Origin of the sequence: Paradesulfitobacterium ferrireducens (genome assembly GCF_017310645.1) — a bacterium.
GTDB classification, from domain to species: Bacteria; Bacillota; Desulfitobacteriia; order Desulfitobacteriales; family Desulfitobacteriaceae; genus Paradesulfitobacterium; species Paradesulfitobacterium ferrireducens.
The window spans coordinates 128,276-154,579 of record NZ_JAFLRH010000040.1 but is presented as its reverse complement, the minus strand read 5'-3'; the positions used below and the strand labels follow the sequence as shown (position 1 = coordinate 154,579).

General features: G+C 44.1%; 24 protein-coding genes. All 24 read right to left on the bottom strand.

Annotation, left to right across the window (positions count from 1 at the left end; genetic code table 11):
• Positions 1–489 carry a (2Fe-2S)-binding protein gene (locus J0X21_RS13460; protein ID WP_206812710.1) on the bottom strand — a complete coding sequence of 163 codons (489 nt, stop codon included), beginning with the start codon at positions 487–489 and terminating at the stop codon, positions 1–3.
• A gap of 126 nt (positions 490–615) precedes the next feature.
• Complete coding sequence (locus J0X21_RS13455; protein ID WP_206812709.1) at positions 616–2,550, bottom strand: NAD(P)/FAD-dependent oxidoreductase; 1,935 nt, start codon at positions 2,548–2,550, stop codon at positions 616–618.
• A 298-nt stretch (positions 2,551–2,848) separates the two neighbouring features.
• The gene (locus tag J0X21_RS13450) at positions 2,849–4,342 is read right to left on the bottom strand and encodes a sodium:solute symporter family protein (protein ID WP_206812708.1); all 1,494 of its coding nucleotides are present in this window, start codon (positions 4,340–4,342) and stop codon (positions 2,849–2,851) included.
• 204 nt (positions 4,343–4,546) lie between these two features.
• The gene (locus J0X21_RS13445) at positions 4,547–5,041 is read right to left on the bottom strand and encodes a CoxG family protein (protein ID WP_206812707.1); all 495 of its coding nucleotides are present in this window, start codon (positions 5,039–5,041) and stop codon (positions 4,547–4,549) included.
• Positions 5,042–5,104: 63 nt separating this feature from the next.
• The gene (locus J0X21_RS13440) at positions 5,105–7,441 is read right to left on the bottom strand and encodes a xanthine dehydrogenase family protein molybdopterin-binding subunit (RefSeq protein WP_206812706.1); all 2,337 of its coding nucleotides are present in this window, start codon (positions 7,439–7,441) and stop codon (positions 5,105–5,107) included.
• Between the two features lie 24 nt (positions 7,442–7,465).
• Positions 7,466–7,936 carry a (2Fe-2S)-binding protein gene (locus J0X21_RS13435; RefSeq protein WP_206812705.1) on the bottom strand — a complete coding sequence of 157 codons (471 nt, stop codon included), beginning with the start codon at positions 7,934–7,936 and terminating at the stop codon, positions 7,466–7,468.
• Positions 7,937–7,954: 18 nt separating this feature from the next.
• Positions 7,955–8,806, bottom strand: coding sequence for an FAD binding domain-containing protein (locus J0X21_RS13430; RefSeq protein ID WP_206812704.1), 852 nt, complete (start codon positions 8,804–8,806; stop codon positions 7,955–7,957).
• A 25-nt stretch (positions 8,807–8,831) separates the two neighbouring features.
• The gene (locus J0X21_RS13425; RefSeq protein WP_206812703.1) at positions 8,832–9,650 is read right to left on the bottom strand and encodes a carbon-nitrogen hydrolase family protein; all 819 of its coding nucleotides are present in this window, start codon (positions 9,648–9,650) and stop codon (positions 8,832–8,834) included.
• 12 nt (positions 9,651–9,662) lie between these two features.
• Positions 9,663–11,021, bottom strand: a complete 1,359-nt coding sequence (locus J0X21_RS13420) for a dihydroorotase (protein WP_206812702.1) — start codon at positions 11,019–11,021, stop codon at positions 9,663–9,665.
• Between the two features lie 185 nt (positions 11,022–11,206).
• On the bottom strand, positions 11,207–14,035 hold the full coding sequence (locus tag J0X21_RS13415; RefSeq protein ID WP_206812701.1) for a GAF domain-containing protein: 2,829 nt from the start codon (positions 14,033–14,035) through the stop codon (positions 11,207–11,209).
• 326 nt (positions 14,036–14,361) lie between these two features.
• Positions 14,362–14,562 (bottom strand): methyl-accepting chemotaxis protein, encoded by a 201-nt coding sequence (locus J0X21_RS16110; RefSeq protein WP_328812936.1) that lies wholly within the window; start codon positions 14,560–14,562, stop codon positions 14,362–14,364.
• A gap of 307 nt (positions 14,563–14,869) precedes the next feature.
• Entirely contained in the window at positions 14,870–15,475 is a 606-nt protein-coding gene (locus J0X21_RS13405) for a hypothetical protein (protein ID WP_206812700.1), read from the bottom strand.
• A gap of 21 nt (positions 15,476–15,496) precedes the next feature.
• Positions 15,497–16,075 carry a PilN domain-containing protein gene (locus J0X21_RS13400; RefSeq protein ID WP_206812699.1) on the bottom strand — a complete coding sequence of 193 codons (579 nt, stop codon included), beginning with the start codon at positions 16,073–16,075 and terminating at the stop codon, positions 15,497–15,499.
• Positions 16,076–17,218, bottom strand: coding sequence for a type IV pilus biogenesis protein PilM (pilM, locus tag J0X21_RS13395; RefSeq protein ID WP_206812698.1), 1,143 nt, complete (start codon positions 17,216–17,218; stop codon positions 16,076–16,078).
• A gap of 27 nt (positions 17,219–17,245) precedes the next feature.
• Positions 17,246–19,108, bottom strand: coding sequence for a DUF6701 domain-containing protein (locus J0X21_RS13390; RefSeq protein ID WP_206812697.1), 1,863 nt, complete (start codon positions 19,106–19,108; stop codon positions 17,246–17,248).
• 23 nt (positions 19,109–19,131) lie between these two features.
• Entirely contained in the window at positions 19,132–19,515 is a 384-nt protein-coding gene (locus J0X21_RS13385; RefSeq protein WP_206812696.1) for a hypothetical protein, read from the bottom strand.
• A 30-nt stretch (positions 19,516–19,545) separates the two neighbouring features.
• A complete protein-coding gene (locus J0X21_RS13380) occupies positions 19,546–20,082 on the bottom strand; it encodes a PilW family protein (protein ID WP_206812695.1) in 537 nt (178 codons plus the stop codon).
• A complete protein-coding gene (locus J0X21_RS13375; protein WP_206812694.1) occupies positions 20,079–20,450 on the bottom strand; it encodes a type IV pilus modification PilV family protein in 372 nt (123 codons plus the stop codon). The genes J0X21_RS13380 and J0X21_RS13375 overlap by 4 nt, the downstream gene beginning before the upstream one ends.
• Positions 20,451–20,468: 18 nt before the next feature.
• Positions 20,469–20,996 carry a pilus assembly FimT family protein gene (locus J0X21_RS16105; protein WP_328812932.1) on the bottom strand — a complete coding sequence of 176 codons (528 nt, stop codon included), beginning with the start codon at positions 20,994–20,996 and terminating at the stop codon, positions 20,469–20,471.
• 31 nt (positions 20,997–21,027) lie between these two features.
• Positions 21,028–22,233 (bottom strand): type II secretion system F family protein, encoded by a 1,206-nt coding sequence (locus J0X21_RS13365; RefSeq protein WP_206812693.1) that lies wholly within the window; start codon positions 22,231–22,233, stop codon positions 21,028–21,030.
• 24 nt (positions 22,234–22,257) lie between these two features.
• Positions 22,258–23,985, bottom strand: a complete 1,728-nt coding sequence (locus J0X21_RS13360; protein WP_206812692.1) for a GspE/PulE family protein — start codon at positions 23,983–23,985, stop codon at positions 22,258–22,260.
• A gap of 67 nt (positions 23,986–24,052) precedes the next feature.
• The gene (locus tag J0X21_RS13355) at positions 24,053–24,511 is read right to left on the bottom strand and encodes a type II secretion system protein (RefSeq protein ID WP_206812691.1); all 459 of its coding nucleotides are present in this window, start codon (positions 24,509–24,511) and stop codon (positions 24,053–24,055) included.
• Positions 24,512–24,778: 267 nt separating this feature from the next.
• On the bottom strand, positions 24,779–25,060 hold the full coding sequence (locus J0X21_RS13350) for a DUF4911 domain-containing protein (protein WP_236006255.1): 282 nt from the start codon (positions 25,058–25,060) through the stop codon (positions 24,779–24,781).
• Positions 25,057–26,283: a peptidase U32 family protein gene (locus J0X21_RS13345; RefSeq protein ID WP_206812690.1), complete on the bottom strand. Its 1,227-nt coding sequence runs from the start codon at positions 26,281–26,283 to the stop codon at positions 25,057–25,059. The genes J0X21_RS13350 and J0X21_RS13345 overlap by 4 nt, the downstream gene beginning before the upstream one ends.
• Positions 26,284–26,304 lie beyond the last annotated feature (21 nt).

The following is a 26,304-nucleotide window of genomic DNA, read 5'->3' as shown; positions in this document are numbered from 1 at the left end:
TTATTTCCCCCTTAAAGTCTCTGCAGCAGCCGAGACAGCTTTAACAATGTTTTCATACCCAGTACACCGGCAAATATTGCCATTGACAGCTTCCCTTATTTCATATTCAGTAGGATTTTGATTTTTTTCAAGTAAAGACTTAGTAGACATAATTATACCAGGAGTGCAAAATCCACACTGAATCGCAAAATTATCGACAAAAGCTTGTTGAATAGGGTGTAAATCACCATTACTACTTGCTAACCCCTCTATTGTTTGAATTTCCTTACCTTCACAGTTTAGTGCCAGCACTAAACAGGAATTTACAGCCTCCCCATCAATCAGCACAGTACATGCCCCGCATTCTCCGTTACCGCATCCAAACTTGGTTCCAGTAAGACCAAGTTTATCCCTTAAAACAGTTAATAGTGTGTCATTAGAAGCAACAGTCACCTCATAATTGTTGCCATTAACAAGTATGTTAACAATTTTGCTTGATACAGCCTCCATATTTTTATATACCCTCCTTTAGATTTACTGATAGGCTCTCAGCATTCGCCGAGTCCGATGACCCAAGACTTTAATGTTTACTTACCTGATCATTCTCACCTCCTACTCGCGAAACTCTGCTCGCATCTACAGATTGATTGCCAATTCTGCTGCCTCATTAATGGCGTCAATTATTTTGCCAGGTTTTTTGCTATCCCCAATAACATATACTGCAGGCGCAGCGTCTCTAAAATCTGCAGCAAGGCCTTCCCTTGCCACAAACCCTACTGCTAAAATGATTGCGTCGGCATCAACTGCAATGGTCTTTTGATCTTCATCGGAGTATTCCAAGCCACTTTCGGTAATGCTCGTTACTTTTGCAGAGGTAATTATTTTGATATCTTCTTCTTTGATTTGCCTTTTTATTTCAAGTTTGTTAACACTGACTACATCGAAGGCTATTTCCTCCATCATCTCCAAAATTGTTATCCCTTGTATCGAGCCAGGTTCTTCCTTAGCTAAGTACAGTGCGGTTTCAACGCCAACGAGACCGCCGCCTATAATGGCCACCTTTCCTTTGGCTTTCGCCTTGCCGGTAAGGACATCGGAGGCGGTAACAACCTTTCGACTATTTATCTTCTGAATCTTCGGAATAAAATGCTCCGAACCAGTGGCCAAAACCAGAATATCCGGCTCCAACCTCTGAATATCCCCCAGCCTGGCATCTTGTGAGAGCCTAAGGTCAATATTTAATGATTGTATTTGGTGTTTGTACCAAGCAATCAAATTCTTCACATCTTGCTTGAACTTAGGTACGGCAGCAATGGCGGCATTTCCACCTACATTGCTGTTCCTCTCAAAAATAGCGACCTCATGTCCCTTTTGCTTGGCGATTCTGGCAAATTCCATCCCTGCCACACCGGCGCCAACAATAACAATCTTTTTACTTTCGCGAGCTGGATCCATTGAAAAACTGCTTTCCCTGCCGGTTGCCGGATTGGTGGCGCAACGCATGGTCTTGCCCTGAAAGAACCGTCCAATGCAGCCGTCGTTACACCGAATGCAAGGACGAACTTCTTCCAGTCGGCCGTCTTTCAGTTTATTGGGCAAATCCGGATCAGCCACTAAGGCCCTTCCCATGGCTACTAAGTTTGCATCTCCGTTCTCAATGATTTGTGGCCCAACTTCGTGGTTAATACCCCCCACTGAAATAACCGGAATGCTGACAACTTGCTTCATTTCCCTGGCCAAATCGGCTAGATGGCCCCGTTTTAGGTAAGAAGGCGAAATCATGAACTGGTGGGATTCATAGGTGCCCGCTGAAGCATGGATGTAATCAATTCCTGCTTCTTCGAGCATTTTAACGAATTGTTTGCTTTCTTCCAGCGTAATCCCATCAACCAGGTAGTCATCAACATTCAGCCGAAACCCAACCGTAAATTTCTTGCCTACCTTTTTCCTAATCTCGTGGACAATCTCCAGGGGAAATCTTACCCTGGCATTAAAATTTGGTCCATAGGCGTCAGTTCTTTTATTGAACCGCGGAGACAAAAACTGGTTAATCAAATACCCATGGGCTCCATGGATTTCCACTCCGTCAAAACCTGCCTTTTTGACACGTAAGGCGGCTTCTCCAAAAGAGTTAACAATTTTTTTAATTTGTTGAATGTTCAACTCCTTGGCAAATTCCCCGGATTTCGATGGAATCGCGGAGGGAGCCAAAGGAGATTGTTTAATGAGATAGCTCGGAGATTGACCACCTCCATGACATAACTGCATTAAGGCTTTTGCACCGTGAAATTTTATGACTTCAGCCAATTCACTTAGACCAGGTAACAAATTATCACTATATACACCTAACTGACAAACCGCTGCTTTACTTGCTTCTTCGTCTATATAGCTATACTCTACTATTATTGCCCCAACTCCACCTTTTGCTCTGGTTTCGTAGTAGTCTAGTAACCGTGGCGTAACTGATCCATCGGTATTGGATAACCGAGTACTCATAGGAGGCATAACTATCCTGTTTCTCACGGTCATTGACCCCACCTGAATTGGTTGGAATATCTTTGCTGTGTGCATTTTAACCTCTCCTTACTTTATTTGCATTATTAACCTGGCAAACAGTACTTTTTTTTAGATTTACCTTTTGAAAGTTCCAGTCTAATTAATTTGCCTATTTCATTCTTTTTAACGAAACTGGGACATGAACTAAACTCCAAACGAGGAGTACAATTACTCCAGTAAAGCTCCCCCAAATCCAAAAACTAAATAATCCTTCACTTAACATGCTAACTCCTCCTCCTGGGTTCAAAACCCACTTAATTAAAATTATTTAACCCGATGCCTTCACAATAATTGACGTTCTTTAATTGTTAGGTCAACCTTGGATCTGTTGATCTAGAAATATCTGTGTTTGTTCGGATTTTGCGGGAGCTATTACAGACCACAAAACCGTAATGACCGTACCGATGATAGTCCCTGCTAGAGTGGCTATCCCCGGCGATTCAGCAAAGAAAAGATATATTGTCACAATTTCGCCAATTAAAACGGCCCAGAATAAGCCTTGGCGGTTAACGCCTTTCCAAAAGATTGTCAGCATCATAGGTATCCCTAACGGTGCGTAGACTGCACAAGCTAAAAGCACCATAAACAATACTGAAGGTTTAATGACCGCACTGAAAATAATGGCGACTAGAATAGCAACCACGATGTAATACTTTAATCTTGATAATACGATTTGGTTATCAATTGCCTTCGTTTGATTGCGTTCGCGTAAGAGATCGTAGGCTCCTTTTAGCATTGTCGATTGAGCCAATGCTGTTACTGCAACTGTTCCGCTGCCTGCCGCAAAAACCATGAACATCATTAACAATTGAATTATTTTTGGGGAATATAGTGCTGTTAAATAAGGATATATCTCACTGCTAGTAGCCGGTGCGCTAATTTGTCCGGAATTAACCAAGGCAAAACCTATAAAGCCCATTGCTCCTGACAAGGAAGTAATTAAAATTACCCAAAAAAACGCAAACATGTAAGCTCTTCTTATTTTTTTCGGTTGGCTGGCAATCCCTGGTTGGTACCATTCTTGTACAGCCCAACCGGAAAAACCATAGAGTATTGTTGCTAAGAGAAATACTTTTGCTCCTTCAGGGTTCCATAGACTTAATACTTCAGGCTTTGCTAACTTCTGTGCAGACGCGCTTGCATATTGAAGAATTGCTGAAGTTCCTCCGGCACCGTCGACAATAAACGGGATATTTGCTACGACACCTATACTGGCAATAAGCGCGAATATCCAGGAAGCCAAAGCCGTACTCCATAGTCCACCCCTTACGAGATAAATCATCGTAATTATCCCTAAGGCAGCAGGGCCTACCCAATATGGAACAACTCCACCGCTAAGACCACTGATCACAAATCCAGCCCCACTAACATTAAATAAAAGTGTAAGATATGACCCTATCCAAATAATTAGTAGAAAAAGCCAATAATTTTTGTCATTGTAGCGATTTTTTATAAAATCCGTAAGGCTGTCAATATTCAATCTGTCACTGATCTTCTTAAAACGGGGAATAATTAGGCCGACAGCCAACAAGGATAAACCGTACATCGAATACATCCATAAACCACTCGCACCAAAACTAAGACTAGATTCAGCCGCACCCATGGTAGAGGAAGTGAATATCCAGGCTGACACTAAAATTGCCGTGGTCAAAGGCCATGGTAACATGCGCCCAGATACTAAATAACTTTCGATATCCTTAACAACTTTCATTCTAGAAACCACTGCATTAATCACTATAGTTAGTACAATGAATAAAACAATGGCAAAAATCATTTGAAAAACTACCGTCCCTGCATTCTCACTCATTCAAACTCCTCCTCAAGACAAGTTTTTGTGTAAGTTCGATACTTAAAACGGGACAATTAGCTCTCCCCCACTAATTTATTGAATCTTCCGAAAAGTTCCCGGATACTGAAGGGCTTGGTATTCCCCACGAACATCAATTTTGAAAAAGGCGTTGGCAATTCCTAAAATTGTGTGTTCTTTTACCAACGCCTAACCCATCTTTCTCTAAAAATGAATTGTTTCTTGGCCGCTAACTTTTTTTAACGGGTTATTAATGTCTTCAATAAGCTGTTTCATACTTAGTCGCCAATCGTCAACCATGCCTTCTACTTTGGCCCGCATAATCCGTGCACCCAGATTAGCCAGCGTTCCGGTTACATTTAACTCTGCATTGATAACTACTTCCGTTGAGTCCTCACTCAATGAGTTAAGTTCGAGAGTAGTAGTCATACTGACATTGCTTAAAAGACCAATTCCCTCGCCAATTGTATAAGTTACTATGCGAGTAGGGGCTTCCTCTTCAACAATTTTGCTTAGTAATTTAAATTTGGCCTTAATATATGCCACCTTCACGGTTACCTTACTTAAATAAGTGTTGTCCTCTCTGACTTCTACTTCTTCACAGCCTGGAATTGTCTTACCAATGTTATATGGATCAAAAATCACTTCCCAAACTCCCTGAATCGGCACTGGTGTTTGAAAACTGGTCGAAATGTTCATAATGATACCTCCTATTTTGGGCCAAGGAGGGATTAAGTCTCCCTCCTTATAACCCTTTGATTATCAAGCTTTTTTTCTTGATAAAGCTTGAAAGACACGTTCTCTAGTCATTGGCATATCGCCTAAGCGGATTCCTACAGCATCATTAATTGCTGCCTGAATCGCAGGTCCAACTGAAATCGTAACCCCTTCACCGATTCCTTTTGCTCCAAAAGGTCCATCGGGATGATTTGCTTCTACAATGAAGCTTTTAACGTTAGATGGCCCTGGTATTTCCCTCGAAGTCGGAATTTTGTAGTCCATAAAGTTCGGGTTTAAGACCGCCCCATTGTCGAATGCCATCTCTTCGTAAAGGGCAGCGCCAATACCCATGCCAATTCCACCTTCAATTTGCTGCTCACACAATTCCGGATTTATAGCTTTACCCATATCAAATGCACTGACAGCTTTAATTACTCTAACCTCTCCTGTTTCTTCATTAACCTCTACCTCCGCACCTGTTGCCCCGTGAATATAAAAGGCTACAACTCTTGTTCCTTGGCCGGTTTCTTTATCCTCGGCCGAGGCAAATTGATACCAGGTCGCTTTGCCTAGGAGCTCAGCGCCTTGTTTTAGAACCTTACCCGAAGCAAACATTGTTGGAATGAAAAGGTCGCCGAAAGCTATTGACCGGTCGGGTGATCCTTTAACGAAAACCCTTCCGTTAGCAGTTTCAAGTTTTTCAGGTGGAGCCTCGAGCTTTTTAGCAGCCTGTTTAAACAGTTGTCTCTTCGCATCTTCACATGCCAGCCGGACTGCATTACCGGTATTATACGTGGTACGACTGGATATTGAGCCTTGATCATAGGGTGTAATTAAGGTATCCCCAGCTACGACCTTAACCTTATCAAACTCTACGTTAAACTCCTCAGCTGCAATCTGTGCCAAAACTGTTCGTGAACCTTGTCCCATTTCATCAGCGCTGGTTCGAAGTTCGACATAACCATCATCATGTAATTTAATAATTGCACAAGATGAAGTTGGTGCAATACTGTATTTATTGGCAAGCCCAATCCCACGCCCACGTTTCCATGGTCCTTTACTTTCTCCTTTTGGCTGATTGTAACCAATCTCTTCGACTACCTTCTCTAAACATTCTTTGGTGCCATAGCTGTGAGTGGTTTCCCCGCTGACATTAATTTCTCCTTCGGAAAGAAGGTTTTTCCGTCTAAGTTCGACAGGATCAATGTTGAGATGATCGGCTATACGATCCATCTGGCATTCAATCGCCCAGCAAACTTGGTTGGAGCCAAAACCTCTGAAGGCGCCTCCAATTGGAAGATTAGTATAAACACCATAAGAATCCAGTTTGAAATTTGGAACCTTATAGGTTCCTACCGCCCCGAAAGATGCATTGCGGACGGTCAGGTACCCGTATGCCGAATACGCACCTCCATTAAGTATGACTTTAACTTCTCGGGCAACTAAGGTTCCGTCTTTTTTCACTCCGTCCTTAACATAAATAACCGACGGATGGCGAACCGAGGCAGAAGTAAACACTTCCTCACGAGTAAAGGCAAACCGCACCGGCCTGCGGGTTTTCATGGCCAGACCGACGGCAATAGCTTCAGTCTTAATCTCCACTTTTCCGCCATATCCTCCACCGACATAAGGAACGATAACTCGAACCTTGGAAGAACTCATTTGCAGCGCATCACAAAGCATTTGTTTGATTCCGTAGATGGTTTGGGCGGAAGTCCATACCGTAATGTCTCCATTTACTTCGGCTCTGGCCACTGCCACATGCGGTTCCATTTGGCAGTGTTGCATCATGGCTGTCGTAAAGCGATTTTCAATAACGACATCAGCTTGCTGAAAACCGGCTTCAAGGTTCCCATGACGTATTTTGTAATGGTTGTATACATTAGGTTTGTCATCATCAAAAGCAGGAGGGACAACGGGAGAAAAGCTATAACTGCGCAAATCAGGATGAATAATACTTGGTGGATTGGTTTGCATTGCAATCTCGGGATCAAAGACGCCAGGTAATTCTTCATACTCGACATCTATTAATGTCAAGGCCTCCTGAGCAATGTCCTCAGATTCCGCAGCAACCGCCACAACGGGTTCTCCCACAAAACGAACCCTATCAATCGCCATAGTCGGTTCATCAATCAGGCCTGCTCCATGATTTGTTTTAGGCAGGTCAGCTGCAGTCAGGATTCCAACCACACCCGGTAATTTTTCCGCTTCGGTTGTATCAATTTTAATAATTTTAGCATGCGGATAAGGGCTTCTTAGGACTTTCGCCCAAAGCATGTCAGGTAAAAACATGTCATAAACAAATGGCGCTTTTCCGGTAACCTTTTCCAAAGCATCATACCTTTTAACGCTTTTGCCAACAACATTTAATTCACTCATTTATATTTCCCCCTTTCGAACGACTTACTGTCCGATCTTTTCTGCAGCATCTAAGACAGCTTCTACGATTTTGACATAGCCCGTACAACGGCAGATATTGCCATGGAGGCCATCGCGCACTTCTTCTTCTGTAGGATTTGGGTTTTGATCTAGAAGAGCCTTGGCAGACATTAACATGCCGGGAGTACAATATCCACATTGAACAGCTTGTTTATCAATAAAGGATTCTTGTAAGGGATGCAATTGCCCGTTTGTACTCAGACCTTCAACTGTTAATATCTCTTTCCCATCCGCCTGAAGAGCAAGAATGAGACATGATTTGACAGACATCCCATTCATTATGACAGTACAGGCACCGCAGTTTCCGGTAGAGCATCCCTCTTTGGTTCCAGTCAGCCCTAATTCTTCTCTAAGTACATCTCTAAGGTTTTGCGAAGGATAGACCTCCAGATTGTAGGTTCTTTGATTAACGTGAAGCTTTAAAGGGTATTTCATTTAGCTTTTCCTCCTTTATCAGGCCTGCTTGGCACGTTCAAAAGCCGTTTGAATAACATTGCGCAATTTTACCTTTGAAATTTCATATTTGTACTCTTTAGATACATATGGATCCATTCGGATGATTGATTGATCAAATTTAGGATCGATGTGTAATTCTCCCTTGCTTCCTTGTCCTTGTAATTCTTTTTCGAGGTTTTCAAGACGAATTGGCATTTCGCCCACAGCACCGACAACAACCTTAGCCCTAGTAATACCTTTTGAACCAATTTCAATAAAGGCTGCCGCTGAAGCCATGGCCATATCGCCTGCTCTTACAGACTCCTTTTCATAAGCCATTCCGCTCTTTGCCTTAGACAAAGGAATTATAATTTCTTGTAGCATTTCGCTGGCTCTTAATTTTGTCTCTAAATAACCCGTAATAAAACTTTCTAAAGGCATTTCATTTGAGTTGCTCTTGCTGATCACCCTAACTCTTGCACCAAGTACCATTAATATTGGAGCTAAATCTCCGGCCGGATCAGAGTGGGCAAGATTACCGCCGATAGTGCCCCAATTTCGCACTTGTACCGAACCAATTCCGCTAAACACTTCAGCAAATGCGGGTAACTTTTCACGGACTAAAGGTGATTTTTCTATTTGACGGTGAGTGGTTAGAGCCCCAATTTTCAACTCTCCCCCTTCCTCTTTAATATAAGCTCCTTCCTTAATGTTTTTTAAATTAATCAAATGTTCAGGAACTACTACCTTCTGGCGAAGCAGAATCATCAAGCTCTGACCGCCGGCTATTAGTTTTGCGTCATCTTGATATTTGTTGAGAAGGTCGCAAGCCTCTTGAAAAGTTTTTGGCTCGTAATAAAACATGTTCATCTTATTTTAAACCCCCTTGAAATGATTACTTCTTTGTGATTACTTTGTACAGTTCAGGTCGCCGATCGGCAACAATATCAAACTCATATTCTCCTGGCCGATTTATTACATGTTTTTGGTCTGCTTGTGAAGGTATAATTTCAGCCGTGATTAAACTTTCTGCGACATTATCTCCTTCTGCTAAAACCTGGCCAAAAATATTTATGATTTGACTGCGTCCTATGAATCGCACTCCGTTTTCAACTCCAACCCTATTGGCTGCTACAATGAAAACCCTGTTTTCACAAGCCCGCGATTGAAACAGGTGGTTTGGATATGCTTCTGCACCTGTCGGCAAATTCATCGGATTCAAAATAACCTGGGCGCCTTGTAACGCCAAGGCTCGAGCAGGTTCCGGAAAACGTTGGTCATAGCAAATTAACATCCCTATTTTCCCTAATTTTGTTTCAAAAACCGGTAGTTCGTTTCCTTGGGAGGTAAATCTGTCTACGCCTAAGCAAAGGAGATGAGTTTTTCGATATTTACCCAACAATCCTTCAGATGTTATTAGCAGAGTAGTATTATAGACTTTGTCTTTGCTCCGTTCTAGCAATCCTATTACAGCTGAAATTCCGTGGTCGCGACATGCTTCAATTAGACGCTGAGTGCTCTCACCGGGCACTTCTTCAGCTACGGATAAGGCTTCTTCAAAACTCGAAAAATTGTAACCTGTTAAAGTACATTCAGGAAAGACAACGATTTTCGCTCCCTGGCGAGCTGCTAGTCGCAGATAGCCTATACACTTATCTAAATTTAACTGTTTCTCTTTAAAGGCAATATCGATTTGAGCAACTGCTACCAACACACTAATCGCCCCTTATAAGCCGAGTTCCTGTTGGTAAGCCGGTATAAATTTTCCGGTAGGTCTACCAACAATCTTGCCTTCTTTAGCAACCACCTGACCACGAACCATTGTCAGGACCGCGTTCCCTTTGAGAGACATGTCTTCGAACGGAGTGAAATCTGAGATGTGATATAGATTTTGCGCTTTAATTTGAACCGTTTTGTTGAGATCAACAATTGTCAAGTCAGCATCGGCACCTACGGATAATACCCCTTTACGAGGGTGAAGACCAAAAGTCCGCGCATTGTTCAGAGTAATTTCGGCCAATTTTTCTAGTGTCAGTCTGCCTTTGTTAACTCCTTCGGAAAGCACAGCCGGCAACATGGTTTGAACCCCGGCAAAGCCTACCACCGCAGACCAGAATTCCGTTTTATGTTTTTTAGCACATGGAGCATGATCCGAACCTAAGCAGCTAAGAGTACCGTCGTTTAGTCCCTGCCACAGCGATTCATTGTCTTCAGTATCTCTTAAAGGCGGATTTACTTTACTAAGTATCCGATCGGCCCGTTTAGTAAGAGTTAAATATTGAGGACATGTTTCACCTGTAATATCAACTCCCTCAGCCCGGGCGCGTCTTATTTCTTCTGGTCCTTCCTTAACACTCATATGGACAATATATACCGGACAACCGGTTTCTTTGGCAAAAAACGCAACGCGCCGGATTGATTCCACCTCTGAGAAGTTTGGCCGGGTATCATGCCAGTCAATATCTTCCCTGTGTTGTTTTAGAAACTCATCTTTAAGTTTGAAAAAGACTTCAATATTTTCACAGTGGCACAGAGCGCGACCTTTCGGATTCAACTCCGCAATCTTCTTAAATCCGGTGTAAAGAATTCCATCATCGATTCCAACGGCCGGCGGTACTGCCTCGGAACCGCGGTAAGGTAAAAAGAATTTAAATGAGCGAACCCCCATTTGTGCTGCTTCGGGAATTTCTTCAATATTTTTTTCGGAAAAAATCATACCGTGGAAGCAACCGTCCACATATGAACCTCGTTCAAACTTGTGTTTCTGCTCTTCTATTCCTTTTACTAAACTTTCAGGGGCCATCACATAGTTCAGTACCGTAGTCACTCCACCCGCTGCTGCGGCCTTAGTAGTCGGTCCCAAATCTTCTTCGAAGGGCCAATCAGGCCAACCGATATGCACATGAGTATCGATTAACCCCGGAAGTACATGCAACCCGCTAGCGTCAACTGTTTCCTTCGCATCGTAGGTACTGCCCTTTTCATAAATGACAGAGATTCTCCCATCATTTACAGCAATATCACCTTCTACAATTCCCCATGGATAAACTATTTTTCCGTTTTTAACCACTAGATCATGGGCCATAAGTTTTACCCCCTTTTATCATTTGATTAATTATTTTGAATATATCAAAAACCTCTAATGTATTCCTTAGGACAAAAACCAATTTTCGCTTTTCAAAAGTCATCAAAATTTGTGGCAAAGCCCAATTTCAAATCGCAAAAGGCCACGTTTCAATTCTTTTGAAGCCGTAGCCTTTTATAAAATAATTACAAATTACTCCCTTGAGGATTACTCCTATTCATTAAACCCCGTAGTAATTCGTACCCTTTAAATGCCAAAATTATTTTATGTACTTGTTCCTGATTGTCAAAAGAGACCTCGAGTAACTCTTCAATCTTTTTAATCCGATAACTAATTGTATTAGGGTGAGTAAATAGTTTTCTCGCTATTTGGTCGACATGCTTTCCAAAGTTTACAAATTCCTGTAAGGTTTCAATCATTACTTTATGTCTATCTTTTAATAAAAGCTTACCTAAATGTTTTGACACGAATTGCTCTAACCAGCCGATTCCCTCTTTTTGATAAGTATTATAAATCAAGGCATAAATACCCAATTCTTCGAGAGTTAAAATTTGTCCATGTTTATTCAGTAGCCTGGCAATTTCGATATGTTGAGTTGCTTCTATAAAAGCCGTTCTTATTTCATTTACTCCCGTGACTAGACCTGCCAATATCATCGTAAAAAAGTCCGAGTTATTGTCAGGTACATAATTAATAAGCACTTGCTTTATATCTTTAATAACTTTTTCCGACAAATGTCTATCCTGTGTACCTAAATTATCAATAAGTATTAAAGCAAAACGGTCATTAGCCACGACTAAAGAAAATTCAAAATAACTTTTCAGATAGGATCGAAGGGATTCAAGAGTCTTTAGCCGTAGCAAACTCTGCGCTGACGCCACCCCCTTGATTAATACCCCCACATCAATAACTATTCCATAACTAGGACTAGTTAAGTCATAATTAAAATAACCAGCTTCACGCAGTAATTCGCCCTTACTTTTTATACCTTCAACAAGATCTTGCAGAAAGCCCCGTCCAAGCTGATCGTTAATCTCCAATGCCATCTTTTCTTTGAGCAAGGCCATCCCTAAAACCGTTGCAGCTTTATCGATTACCATAAAACCAAATTTATTAATTACAGTATTTGATGAATAAATTGAGATGTAACCCCAAACTTCTTGACCAAGAACAATCGGGGCTACCAGTATATCATGAGAATATCCCCGATTGGCATTTGCTTGCAGATAGACCGGTTCAAGTCTTTTACTAAGACTAGATCTTTCGCGTGCTAAAGTTGGGTGCTTTAATATTTGTTCAATTGGCGGAAAATCTTCCGATAACTCACTTTCCCAGAATACAACCTTCCTCCGGTCTTCTACGCGGACTGGATTACCTACCAGCCTAGCCAATGTTATAATCATTGCCTCAATTGTCTGCCCTTCTAATAATAAGCGCGAAAGTTCCCGGAAGACATTTACAGAGTCCTCTAACAAAATGGTATGGTTTTCTGCAATTCGGCACATTTCCTGTTCCTTTTTTAACCTTTGCTGAAGCTCATCGATTAAACATGCATTGTTAATAGCGACCGCGGAAAAGTCGGCAAATGCCTGTAAAATTTCAATATCTTCTGCAGAAAAGGCATCAACTTCAGAAGAATAAACCGCAATCATCCCTAATGCCTTGTTATCAAATAAGATAGGTACTGCTAGGATCGAACGATAACCGTATTGCCCAGTTTGCTCGCGCCAAGGACCGAAATCGGGGTCCAACTGAGTATCACGCACTAATTGAGGTTCCTTTGTTTTGATCGCTTTTCCGGATGGACCTTTGCTCGTAACTGAATCGTCTATTGTTACTTGAATTTTATTTATATACTCAGTTTCTAAACCGACGAAGGCGTCTGGCCTCAAAAATGTAGTCTCTTTTTTGACCAAGCTTATCCAGGAAAGGTTCACAGAAAGTGTTTGCGCAGCAAGTTTAACAATTTCGCTAAGAACCTCTGAAAGCTCAAAATTTGCCGAAACTTTCTGGAGAGCAAATTGAAGAGACATTAACTTTTTCCTTGTATCTTCTTTTTTTCGATGAATTTTAGCCCATTCTAAAAGTTGACCAAAAAGCCATCCAATACTTTCAAGATCAATAATTTGACTTTGGTTGAACATAACGATTTTTTTGTTACAGTATAAATTCACTAGCCCCAAAAATTCATTCTTTAATCCGTAGATAGGGATTGAACAAACCTGAATCCCTTTGTGATTAGTGGAACTTTGTTCTATAAAATTAACACTGCCTTTTTCCTCAGCGTTTCGAATTAGTTCATTTAGTCGTTTAGGGATACTATTACTACTTTGGTATGAACAGATTTCGGTTAAAGTTACATATGTATAACCCCCATCCTGTTTCAAAAGAATTTCAGTATTTTCAAATAGACCAGAAGAAAATATACTTGCTAGGCATTCCCTCATTAACTCCTCATTTGTAAACTTTAGTATATCAATGCAAAAGAATAATCTAAGTTTTTTTACGATGCTATGAATTTGTTCCCTGACTATAGCCTTTTGCTTATTATGAATCATAGTCGAAATAATATTTGCAAGATTCTGAATATCCCGGTTATAGGAATCGTTAGTTAAATTCCCTCCCAAAATTAACCAGCCATCGATTACTTTATCAGTGCCAATTAACGGATAAATCATAGTTTTCTTTAAACCTACAGAATCCAAATAGGATAGTATGTTGATTATGCCTGATTTCTCTCCACTACTATTAAACTCTTGGATTTCCGGATTAAGGTTCGGAAAACCTACATAATCCAGAAGTTTTATTGTCTCCCTCGATGAAAGCAACCATACTCCGGCAAAATCTAAAGAAAGAAGCTTTTTTAAGGATTCTAAAACCGGCCGCATCTTAAAGTTTTCTGAAAGCTTGCTCTCTAAGGATTCATTTAGTTTAGATACTCGCAAACTATTTCGGAAATCTAACTGTAAGCTATTAACTTTATCCCTTTTCAAAAAACCAGTCTTTTTCTTCATCTATACTCCCCCCGTAGATCGTACGCTCTCGGATAATTTTCCGAGAGCTATTTTATTGCTTCGCGGGTTGTTTTATTCATTTTAGAACAAAATAATAGAAAAGTCTAGGATATTTAGCCTAAAAATACAGCATCTACCAAAAAACCTTTTTTGGGATCTTATGCTAAAAATCTATTGATGTTATAAAAAAGTGACCCCGCTAGGCTTTAGTGCTATAGAGTCACTTTTTTCTTTGTTAAATTACATTGCAGTAAACATTTCCATATTTCGATTCAGCCGCCGGTATATTTTTAACCTAAAGCTTCTAATAAAAAAATAATTACAATTTAGCCAATAACCTTTCCAACTGTATTCAGAACCAAGTGCCAGTGCTCTGTCTGTTCCGTAAGAGCTCTGATTTTTTCAGTAATGTCTTTTACCGACTGTTTCGTTTGATGAGCTAATTTGCGCACTTCGGTGGCAACGACGGCAAAGCCCCGGCCGTGTTCTCCCGCCCGTGCGGCCTCAATGGCAGCATTCAGAGCCAAAAGATCAGTTTTGTGTCGCCACTGACTGAATCAGTTGAGTCATTTTACTTATTTCATGAACATATGTCTGCTGTTTTTCCGAAGCATCAATTAAAGGCATAAAAGAAGATTCGGTAGCCTTGACATGGTCTAGCGGCGAAAATCCCCTTCGAGGATAGCCTTAAGTACAATTTCGAGTTCAGATAATCTGTGATCTGACTGCTTTTCTAGGAAAAAGGGTTCAGTATTTGCCATGTGTTCCACTCCTCTAGTACAATTCTTGTCAGATTTTTGGGCTGCATCGTTGGCTGTAAATGACTTTTAATAATTAAGGCTGAAACATCTGGGCCGGATTGTCTACACCAAAGGAAGCGTTCATGAAGGAAGGCTTTGCTGCGGGTGGCATATCATCGCTATAAAAACCCGTTAGTTTGAGTTCCGCGCGCAATACTCCTTGCTGTTGGGTAAGGTTTACCGCTTGCACAGCTAAATTAGAATTTTTCTGAGCAACTAAGGTAGCAATCATACCCAGTACATTACCCGGCTGACCAAGTGAGGTAAATGTCACGGGTAATTCGATATGTCCTGACTTAACCTGAGGCTCGGCAAAGGCCACTGTCTGGGGATAAACCCCCTTCTCCTTCGCTAAGGCGTAAAGATCAACCATTATCTGGGGCTTGTCTAAATGCCCTGTTGGCTTAGTTTTTAATCCTTTTATTTCTTGCTCAAGGGTCTTAATTTCTTGATCCAGACCCGTTTCATTCTTGGCATAGTTTTGTAAGCGAAGATAATACTCCTGACGCTGAGCAAGCTGCCCTGTCTTCTGCTTAATTACTCTGATTTCCGGACTCAGGAGGTAAGTATAGTAAGCATAAATCAGTCCGAACCCGATGAGGACGGCAAGGGCAATGATCTGTACTTTTTCCTTTTTCATACCTTTACCTCTCCAAGAACTTTACTTCGTACCATTTATCGACTCCTTACCAGGTTTCAGCTTTAGAGTTAAAGCTAACTGCTGTTCCTTGTCTTCCAGAGACACCGTTTTAATGTCCACATTCTCGAACAGACCTGAGTCGCGTACACTGCTCCATAATCTGGCTACATCTACTGGGGTTAGAACAGTTACATTTACATTGAACGTGTTATCCCCTGGCATAGAAAAAGCATTGACCTTGGTCCCCGTGGGTAAAAGCTTACTCAGCTTATCCAGAACCGGCCCGGGATCTTGGGTATTTTTCTTTATGTCAGCCTCAAGCTGTTCTTCTTTCTTTTTCTGGGTTTGAAGTGACGTAAGCTGCTGTACTTTAGTTTCAACGTTGGCCATTCCCGCTATTTGCGCATTGAGCGCGTTTAGCTGCCGGGTTAAATGATATTCCCAGAGCCAAGGTGCGCTCGCTCCGCCCAAAATGAACAAGAAACCTGTTACCAGGGCCACCATCATGAGGGTTGAAGTTTGGGAAATCCGTTTCCCTGAAGCCAAGGCTTGCTGTTTTTGCCAAGCTAATAAAAAATTGAATTCTGTCTTTTGCTGCATCTAGTCCTCCCGCAGAGCCAACCCATACAGGCTCCCATACCTCATCCAATCTTTTTGGATTCCTCGCAATTTGCGGCTAAACTTAGGCCTCCAGCCATGAGGAAACCCCGCCTGTACAGGTACTTCCAAGTTGCTTTCGAATAGCTCGGGTAAGAAACCCCAGTTGGCATATTCTCCCGTTAAATAGACGCGGTCAATGGGTTTACCAAAATGACGGGCAGCAAAAAAATTTAAGAAATCTGTGATTGTACGCAAGGCTGGCATTAAGGTTAACTCAATCTCGGAGCGCACCCATTCCCGAGTAACAATTCCCGGTTCGGAAGCGTGGTCCGCGGAAAGAACAGAGTCCGCAAATTCTTCCAAATGAAGTTCCAGATCTGAGTACAAGAAAAGAACTCCATGCTCCAATAACATAAATTCTGCTCTTCCACTGTTTAGATCTATAATTGCCACGTCTTCGCTTATATGATCGCCGGTTTCTCTCTCTTCCATCGCGTTTTCGGATGCAGCAGCACCTATTTCAACTTTGACCTTGCTTGTATCGGTTACTATTGCCGGCTTTTCTGCTTTCTTTCCGCGAATTGCAGTAGGCGAACCTAGCCTTCCGTAAAGCCGGGCCAGACTGTCTGCGACTAAATCCACAGCCCTGGGCTTAAGTCCAATCTTCTCCCATTGTAACCAATATTTCCCCCACTGGAATTTAGGCAGGGCTGCCAGCAGAATACGCTGGCGTTCCTGTCCGTCTTCTTCAACTTTCTCCAAAATCCGATAGTCCACGATGTAGTCTTCAATATTTAAAGTGAAATACTGATCCACCTGTTCTGTCATTAGTTTATCGAGCTCTTTCGGTTTGAGCACAGGAATCGTAATCATGCGGGTAATGACTCCAGGGCATGAAAGCGCTATTACTAGTTTGGTCAGAGGAATTTTTTCCTGACGCAGCCAAGACTTAAGGATATTGTCCGCATCGGAATTTATGGGGGATTGAGTGCCTTGCTCGATTTGCCCGATGTCAAAATTGGTCTGTTTAATTTCACAGGTCTTGAGCTTTAATAGCTTTATCTCATTCTTACTTCGTGCAATTTTAGCAATAACCCAAGAATCGTCACGCACGACTGCAACCCATTTCCGACGTTTGAACACGTGCTTTTACTCCTCTTGCCTAAATTGTTATGGTTCTTCTTTTTCCCAAATAATGCTTCCGCCTGTCGGAGCTTCTGGCTTCAGGATTTGTCCCCAGACTAAGTTTTCCGAGTAGAAGTCAAAATAAGACGGAACCGATCCTGAGAAAGCCGGAACCAAAGTACACGTAATGTTGCTGCCACCGTTATTGGTAACCGCGATGTTCTTTGTCCCATCGTGAAATTGAATCTGTTCATTAGAAATAGATAAAACATCGGGTTGTCCGCTTAATCCACCTTGGGCAATCGAACTTTCAGAATCCCAATCATTTTTGATAAATTGTCCATTATCCCAACGCTCTAAGACCACAGGTACGGTTACATTCTGCTGAGTATAATAGCCCCCGATCACATGAATTCGTCCTCCATACAGGCTAAATGGCCCGGGAAGTAAACCGGACTTTCCCTGAATCATTGCCTGTACCGCAGTATCCAAGGCTACCCCATCTAAATCCGAAGGCTGGACACTTAAGCTTAATCCTCTCAGGGTTTCCTCGCTGCTCGAACCTTTACTTACTTTGATACTAGCGCTTAAGAAAGCTTCTCCTTCGCTAAATCCCCCAAGCGGTGACAAATTCAGACGTCCTGAGATATCTCCGGTATCTGAGCTAAGCTTTAATCCCCAGCCTGGATTGGATACACTTCCAAGCACGCTCTGAAACTCATCAAAATCCCCGGCATAATTTTCAGTCGTACGTCCATCGGCCGATACGGCCCTCAAGGATACCTTAAGTTCCATTGGTTCTCCAATATATCCCCATAGGCGTTCCTCATCAGGCAAGGAATCATAGGCTGCCCCAATATCTCCTCTGACTTTGAAAATGGGACTCGACGCCTCCGGATTAAACACAAAATGATCAGGAATAAACCGCCCTATTGGGGCTGACTCAGTAACGACTCCTTCAATTCCTTTCATTCTCAGCTTGATAATCCCCACGTCATCGAATTGTGCTTGAATGCGACCAATGCCGGGCCCAACTGATTCCGGCAGATCTTGCATCAGCTTAAAGTCATTCGGATCAACCGTTCCGGTAGAAGCATTTTCTGCAACAAGCTTCCAGCCGGACGACAGGTTAGAAAATGAGAAGTTGGTGTCAATTCCACCATCTGCTTTCAGAGCAATGAGCTTAAGGTAAAATTTATTCCCTGCTTTTAATGTAGGAGCTTGGGTATCAGGGTTTGAGGCATTAAGGGGTTCTTTCAAATCAGCGTCTTTATAGCCCTCGATTTTAAGCGTTCTGGATATAGAGAGAATATCAAACTCATTGCTTTTACCGCAGGTTGTACGCCAATGTTTTGTTTCTTCGTCTTCATCCTTTTCGTCTAGATTTTTTTTATCGTTTGGCTCAGAAAGGAGATTCTCATCCGTATTACTATTACCAATATGAATTTCCCCCTGCACATAAAAGTAAACACGAGCCGGTTTATCATAAGTAACATTTGGTAATTGGTAATACTGACCCTCATCAATATTAAACGGTCCAAACTCTTTCAGGTTTTCATCTGTTTCAGCATTTCTCAGAAAGACCCTGACATTTCGGGCAGCGTTATCCTTAGCTCTTTCACCATTATTGCTCACATACACATAGACTGAAAACGCTTGATTTACATATTTGCCGGCGATGAATATCTCCGGTTTTGGGCCGGATTCCCCTTGATTCCCTTTCCCATCGCCATTTCCTACGTCATCCGGCTTTATATCCGATACGGCAAATGTACGCCCGTTATTTTTGTCACAATCTGAAGAAGGTTTGGAATTATTACCGGAGCCGTTTGAACAACCGGAGAGATATAAACTCAAGATGACAAGAACGACGATTGAAAGCCATATGCCTTGCCCCACTCTTTTCACTTTTTCCACCTCCGTTTTATCGCTCACGGGCTCTCTTTCGGCGGGTACTTATACTGTTCTTTGAGTGTCCTCTTCGTTCCCTGATAACTGCCGGAACTAGTAACGGTAAATGTATGGCCGTTGCCGTCGTCAACCCATTGCACTGTAAATTCCCCCCCGTAATCGGAGCCAAAGGGTGAACTTACTGTCACTGAATCGTTTTGGGGCGGTGGAGTTGGCTGATTTAAGACTTGTGCTATTTCGTAGTTGATTCCTGCTTCTGCTAGATAATATGCTTTGAGCGCTTTTTCCTCCGATGTTTCAAGCCGGGTTTGATACATTATTATAGAAAAAAATATTCCGGAAATGAGGAATAAGACCATGATGACGACGACAGATGTTAGCAGGGCTGAACCCCTTTGGCGCATGTGACACCACCCATTTAAACTTCTATAATCCTAGTACAAACGGGCCCAGGTAACGAGCCGGTAAGACTCCGCTGTCCCCGCATCACCCGCAGTGACTTCAATTTTAATTAAGTGCCGCGTGCCAGAAGAGCTCGCTTCGGTAATACTAAAAACGGAAATCTGATCAGCGATTAAATACTTCTCCGTGTCATCCCGTTTAAACCAAAGCCTCTGGCTGCCGGCTTCCCAATAAACCGTCCCCGCAGGCAAACTCTCCGGGTCGTGAGGGTTTTGTATCACCAGGGCTCTGATGCTGCCGTTTTGACCCGTATCGCTGTAATACACCCCGGTGTCTGTTCCCTGACCGCTATCGGAATAAAAGGTAAAGGCATGGAGCCGGATTTCATCCAGTGTATGCATAAGCGCCGTTCGGGCTTTCTGCTGCAGTTCGTTTTCTTTCAAGGCGGAATTAAACAGGTGAATTTCATGACTCATAAGCTGTGAGGTATAAAGCATCAGAAAGCCAAAGATAGCGATTGCAATCATCACTTCTAAGAGGGTAAAACCGCTTTGTCTACGCTTTCTCATGGCTCAACGATCCTGTATGTATAAATACTTACCGGTGCCGGATTGCCCGTCCCGCTGCTTGTCACCGTCAGGCGCACTTGCTGGAGAGTTACTTTATCCGAAGGTTGAGAATTTACAGCTGTCATATCGGTCTGGACGTTAAAATTACTGAAAGGAGGGCTTGAATCCGCAACATTCTGCTTTTCCACCAAGGCTTCGATTTGTCCGGCTGCATAAAAAAGCATCTGCTGCCTGATCTCCCTTTGAGCCCGGTAGCGGTAGGATACTGCGTCGCTCTGAACCAAAAATCCGATGCCAATCATTAATATCGTTAGCGCAAAAACCACTTCAAGAATCGTCATACCCCGCTGAGATTTCCTCGCTCTCATCCTGACCCTTCTTTCCGCTTAAGGAGCACCCACCGTGACATATCCTGTGCCCGTCCCGATATTGACGAGAATACTCTGGCTGCTGCGGGAACTTGTTAAAGGGATACACGCTGCGAAATCCGGATTGGAACTGCACCCGCTGGCCTGGACAAATCCCCTGAAATCAAAAGCAACTCCCACATTGGAGGTACCCGGAACTGTGATCAGACCGGAGCCCGGCTGAGCCGCAAAAGTAATTCCGGAATCAAAGGTTTGAAAATCACCGATAGGGTTACCGCTATCATCAAAAAGCTGCACCCCGTTATTTAACAAACCGACATATACCGGCTTGCGCCAATCCATGGCAGCCTGTTTTGCATAGCGCAAGCGCCCTGCCACGATCTGGGCCGAGGATTCCAAGTGATACCGGTCACTAAGCACTTGATATTTGGGTACAGCCACTACAGCAAGGATACTGATTACGGCAATTACCAGCATCACTTCGATCAAAGTAAACCCTGTCTGCAGGTTAAGCCTTGTACCTTTTACTTTGCCAGTAAAAATCATGGCAAACTTCCTATCTGCTTAGAAAATATGCTTACTTAACAACATTGGCCATATTGAAAATCGGCAAGGCGATCGAGATAATCATGCCTCCGGCAAAAATTCCAATGAGCACCGTAAACATCGGCTCCACCAAGGCTACCATGCGAGCAATCCCGATTTCCACCCGCTTATCATAGTTATTCGCCACTTCTTCCATCAATTCCTCCAAGCGCCCCGTCTCTTCTCCGATCGACATCATTTGAATGACCAGCGGATCAAAGAACTTTTCCTGGCCAAAAGCCGCGGCCAAAGTCTCCCCCCGGATCACCCGCTCCCGCGCCCGCACCACTGCCAGGCGGGGAACCTCATTGCCTACAATATTTTCCATCGAGTTCAGAATCGGAACGATCGGAATGGACGAGTGCAGAAAAAGAGCGAGCGTCCTCGAAAAGCGAGCGGTCACGACTGCACGGGTGTTCTTGCCCAGAAGCGGCACTCGCAATAAGAAACTATCCAAGTAATAACGGTATTTGGGTATTTTAAAAAGCCGGTAGAGCACTGCCGCCAAACCTGCAAGGACAGCCACCAGCACCAAGCCGTACGACCGTAAGAAAGTAGAACTGTCCACAATCAGCTGGGTAATGGCCGGCAGCTTTTGACCGTTTTGGGTCATGAGATCCATAATCTCAGGCAGGATAAAACCTAGGAAAAAGCCGATTAAACCGATCAGCACGACTAACATAATCACAGGATAAATAGCTGCACTCGCTATTTTTTTATGGATAAAATTCTCGCGTTCATAATACTCGGCCATGCTGGTTAGGACCGAATCCAGCATACCGCTTTGCTCTCCGACCGCGACCAGATTGACCAGAAGTTCAGGCAAAGCACCCCGGCTCTCGCGCATCGCCTGGGACAAAGAATTTCCCCGGCTGACGCTGCGGAAGACCGTTTCAATGACCTCTTTCAAACGTTTGTCTTCAGACTGCGCGGCTAAAATCTCTAAGCCGCGCACCAAATTAGCGCCTGAGCGAATCATCATGGCCATTTGGCTGCAGAAAGCTGAGACCGATTCATATTTCACTTTGCCTTTGAACTCTCTGCCGAGCCAATTGCCCCAACCCTTGACTTCGGAGAGCTCGATCATCTGCCATTGGTTATCGGCCAGGATGCGTTTGGCAGCCTCCGAGTCCACCGCATCCAAAACACCGGTCGCAATCTGCATCTGTTCATTGATCACTTTATAGCGAAACTCCATCGCCCTTTCACTCCTGGCCAAGCCTTAATCATTCACATACGTCACTCGCAGCAGCTCATCGACCGTGGTCACTCCCTGGAGCACAAGCCGAGCCGCAGCTTCTTTTAAGGTAACCATTCCTTCATTAATAGCGTATCCTTTCAGCTCATCTGCCGTCACCCGGGTATCGATTAGATTCCGATGCCCTGCTGTAATACGCATTATCTCAAAAATAGCAATCCGCCCTTTATAGCCGCTGTTATGGCAATAGGCGCAGCCCCGGCCTTTCTTCAGCCTGACCTTTTCTCCTTCTTCAAGCCCAAGCAAGCTCATCTCTTTGGGGCTTGCTTCATATTCAGCCGCACATTGCGGACAGATACGCCGCACCAGCCGTTGGGAGATGATTCCGAGAAGGGATGCGGAAATCAAAAATGGCTCGATCCCCATATCAACCAGACGGGTGATGGCACTGGCCGCATCATTGGTATGGATCGTGGACAGAACCAAGTGCCCGGTCAAAGCCGAGCGCACCGCAATCTCGGCGGTCTCATTGTCCCGCATCTCACCCACCATGATAATATCCGGGTCTTGACGCAAAATAGAACGCAATCCGGCCGCAAAAGTCAATCCTGCTTTGGGGTTAACCTGCATTTGGTTCACGCCTTTGAAATTAAATTCAACCGGATCCTCCAAGGTGACGATATTCTTTTCAGGGGTATTCAGCTGATTAAGCATGGTATATAGGGTGGTCGTTTTGCCGCTGCCGGTAGGGCCGGTGACCAGGACAATTCCATATGGCTTGGTACTCAATTCGTCAAAGAGCTCCAGATCCCGGCCTTGCAAGCCCAGGGCACTTTTCTCCAAGATAACACTGGCCTTATCCAAAATCCGCAAGACAACCTTTTCCCCATACATTGTCGGAGTGGTCGAAACCCGCAAGTCGATATTTTTACCGGCTGTCAGGTAGGAAATCCGACCGTCCTGGGGCAGCCGCCGTTCGGCGATATTCAGATCAGCCATAATCTTAACCCGGCTAACCACCGGCCCTGCCATCCCGATATGGGTGCGCATAATCTCGCGTAAGACTCCGTCAATCCGAAACCTTACTCTTAACTCTTCTTCAATCGGTTCTATATGAATGTCACTGGCAAAATTGTTAACCGCGTTCTCGATGATGGTATTGAGGAAACGAATAATAGGAGTCGCTTCATCCTCATTCTCCCCCGCAACCAACCCGGTTCCTTGTGGAAGCACCGCAGCCGTCTGGGCAGCCGCGGCCGACGGGACCACTCCTAACTGCTTGGCATACTCACGGGCGGCTTTCACCGCTTCACTGCGCCCGTAAAAACGGTCAATCGCCCGCAGAATATCCCCTTTCTTAGCCAGGCACGGCTTGATCATCATGCTCGATGCCAGCCGTATGTCATCCAACGCATAGTAATCCGTTGGATCGCTGGTGGCAACCATCAATTGTCCATTGGTCAGTTCAACCGGCAATACCGTATATTTGCGCACCACCGTTTCGGGCAGCATCTTGAGGATTTGCTCCGAAACTACAACGCGGTTTAAGTCAATGGAAGGCAGTCCTAACTGGCTTTGCATCGTGCGCAGGATATCATCTTCCGTAACTAAGCCTTGTTTAATTAAGACCTCACCCAGACGCAGGCCAAGAGTTTTCTGGGCTTTCAAAGCATCTTCCAGTTGAGCTTGGGTAATGGCTCCGCCGGCGATCAGAATTTCGCCGAGGCGTTTCCGTTCCTGGCGTATGGCCATAGGGGTGCCTCCTTGAGATAGAAAAAGGGCGTACGAGACACCCTTATAGTATGCTTATCTGTTAATCCTAATTACTTGGAGAAATATCCATTTCTAAACCATCTATTGGATCCCCGTTTTGATCATACGCAGTTATTGTAACTACCGGAGTTGCATTACTTCTATTATCGAAAACGTATACCTGACCTATTAAATTTGTTTTAGTTACTGTTGAAGGATCTGTAGCTGATACTGCAAGTGCAGCCACAGTGGTCGAGAGAGGATTATTAAGTGCATTGTCACCTGAGAAGATGCCACTTAATTTATTATTTAATTCTGTAGTAGTATCAAGTGTGGATAATTGCAGATTTAGACTTTGTACAGCATTTGTAACAGAACGATAATTCGTTTGAACTCCTGTCAATTTTGCTGACGTTTTTATATTGCCCATCTTCGGCACTAACACCACTGCCAAAATCCCAATCACTGCAATGACGATCATTAACTCGATCAAGGTAAAGCCGCTCTCTTTTTTCCGTCTCATCATTCTTTTTTCCTCCACTCATTATGTAGTCTTCACTTTTCCGAGCCTCGAGCCTACTGTACGGAGACTGACCCTCCCTGGGCCAAAAGGCATAATTTTTGCTGCCCATATTATAACATTCCGAACATTGCCCAATAGTCCTATTGACTTTGAGACTATCTGCACATATTGTAATTGATTTGGGATAGCTCGTCAATGCAGTTTTTAGCTCAACAATCGACGTTTTGCGAATAAATTCGCTCTCTCAACAAGAAGTTCACTTCATTAATCTTAATCCATCAACACAACCACAAAAGGCATGCTCAAGATGGCTTGCCGCAGTTCCGGCCAGCAGTCCTTGGTGGTTTGAATCAAGACTTCCCCTTCCGCTTTGTTCGTCGTCGTTACCGTACCCAGATGCCCGAGGCCTTCGACTAGTTTAGCGAGCATCTGGATGTCTTTACGGCTGACTTTGGCTTTAACAAGTAAATCAGCTTCAGCAAAATAAAAACCAGCAACTGATTTTCCCAAGTCCTGCCTTAATCTTAAGGTATCGTTTTGAGTCATGCTCATTTCCTCTCCCCCTTGGCCCTGCGCAAAATGCTGTTCGGCTCAAGCGGCTTCGGCAGTTCCAGCCTGAGAAGCTGCTGGGCATGGCGGGCGGCTTCGACAGGATTGCCTTCTATATCCCACATTCCTTGCACTTGGAAGCTCCAAGGCTCCCCGTGCGGAGTAAGAACTTCCAGCACTTCCCCGGCCCGGAAATGATTGCGCTGCTCGACCCACTCCGATACTTTCTCCGGCTCAGCCGCCACTCCCACAAAGTCATACTCCCGCACATAGTGGGAGGTCTCAAGGTTATGCGCTTTGGGTCCGGGCTTGCCGAACAAAAACCCGGCGGAGTAGTCCCGGTGGCTGACTTTATCCATCTCCTCCAGCCAGCCGGGCAAACGGGCTTGAAAAGCTTCCTCCCCTTCTTCCCACAGGGTGTCGATCGCCTCACGGTATACTTTCACCGTGCTGGCCACGTAGTGCACGCTCTTCATGCGGCCTTCAATCTTCCAGCTCTCAATATTCAAGGGTTTTAAGAGCGGCAGATGTGGCAGCAGGCAGAGATCATGTGAGTTAAAAATATAGGTTCCACGCTCATCTTCCTCAATCGGGAAATACTCTCCGGGGCGCTTTTCTTCCTGTATGGAGTAATTCCAGCGGCAAGGCTGAGTGCACTCCCCCCGGTTGGCATCCCGCCCGGTGAGATAGTTGCTGATAAGGCAGCGCCCGGAATAGGACATGCACATGGCACCGTGAACGAACATTTCAAGTTCGCCTTTGACCTTAGCCCGCACTAACCCTAGCTCTTTTAATGAAAGTTCCCGCGCTAAGACCACGCGCTCCACCCCATGCTTCTGCCAAAAGCGCACGGTGTATGAGTTGGTGTTATTGGCCTGAGTGCTTAGGTGCAGCGGAAGCTTAGGAGCTACTTCACGGGCTAAGGCCAAGACCCCCGGATCGGAGACAATGGCCGCATCCACCCCTAAGCCCTCAAGCTGCTGCAAGTAAGCCGGCAGTTCCTCAAAGTCCTGTTCATGGGCAAAAATATTGACCGCGACATAAAGTTTGCGGCCTTGGGTATGTGCCAGCTTTACCGCTTGTTCCATTTTTGTGTCATCGAAATTTCCGGCATACGCTCTCAAGCCAAAGGCGCTGCCGCCGATATAAGCCGCATCCGCCCCGTAAGCGTAGGCATATTTCAGTTTTTCCAAATCACCCGCAGGCGCTAACAATTCCGGTTTCATTTCAACGCCCCTCAATTCTCA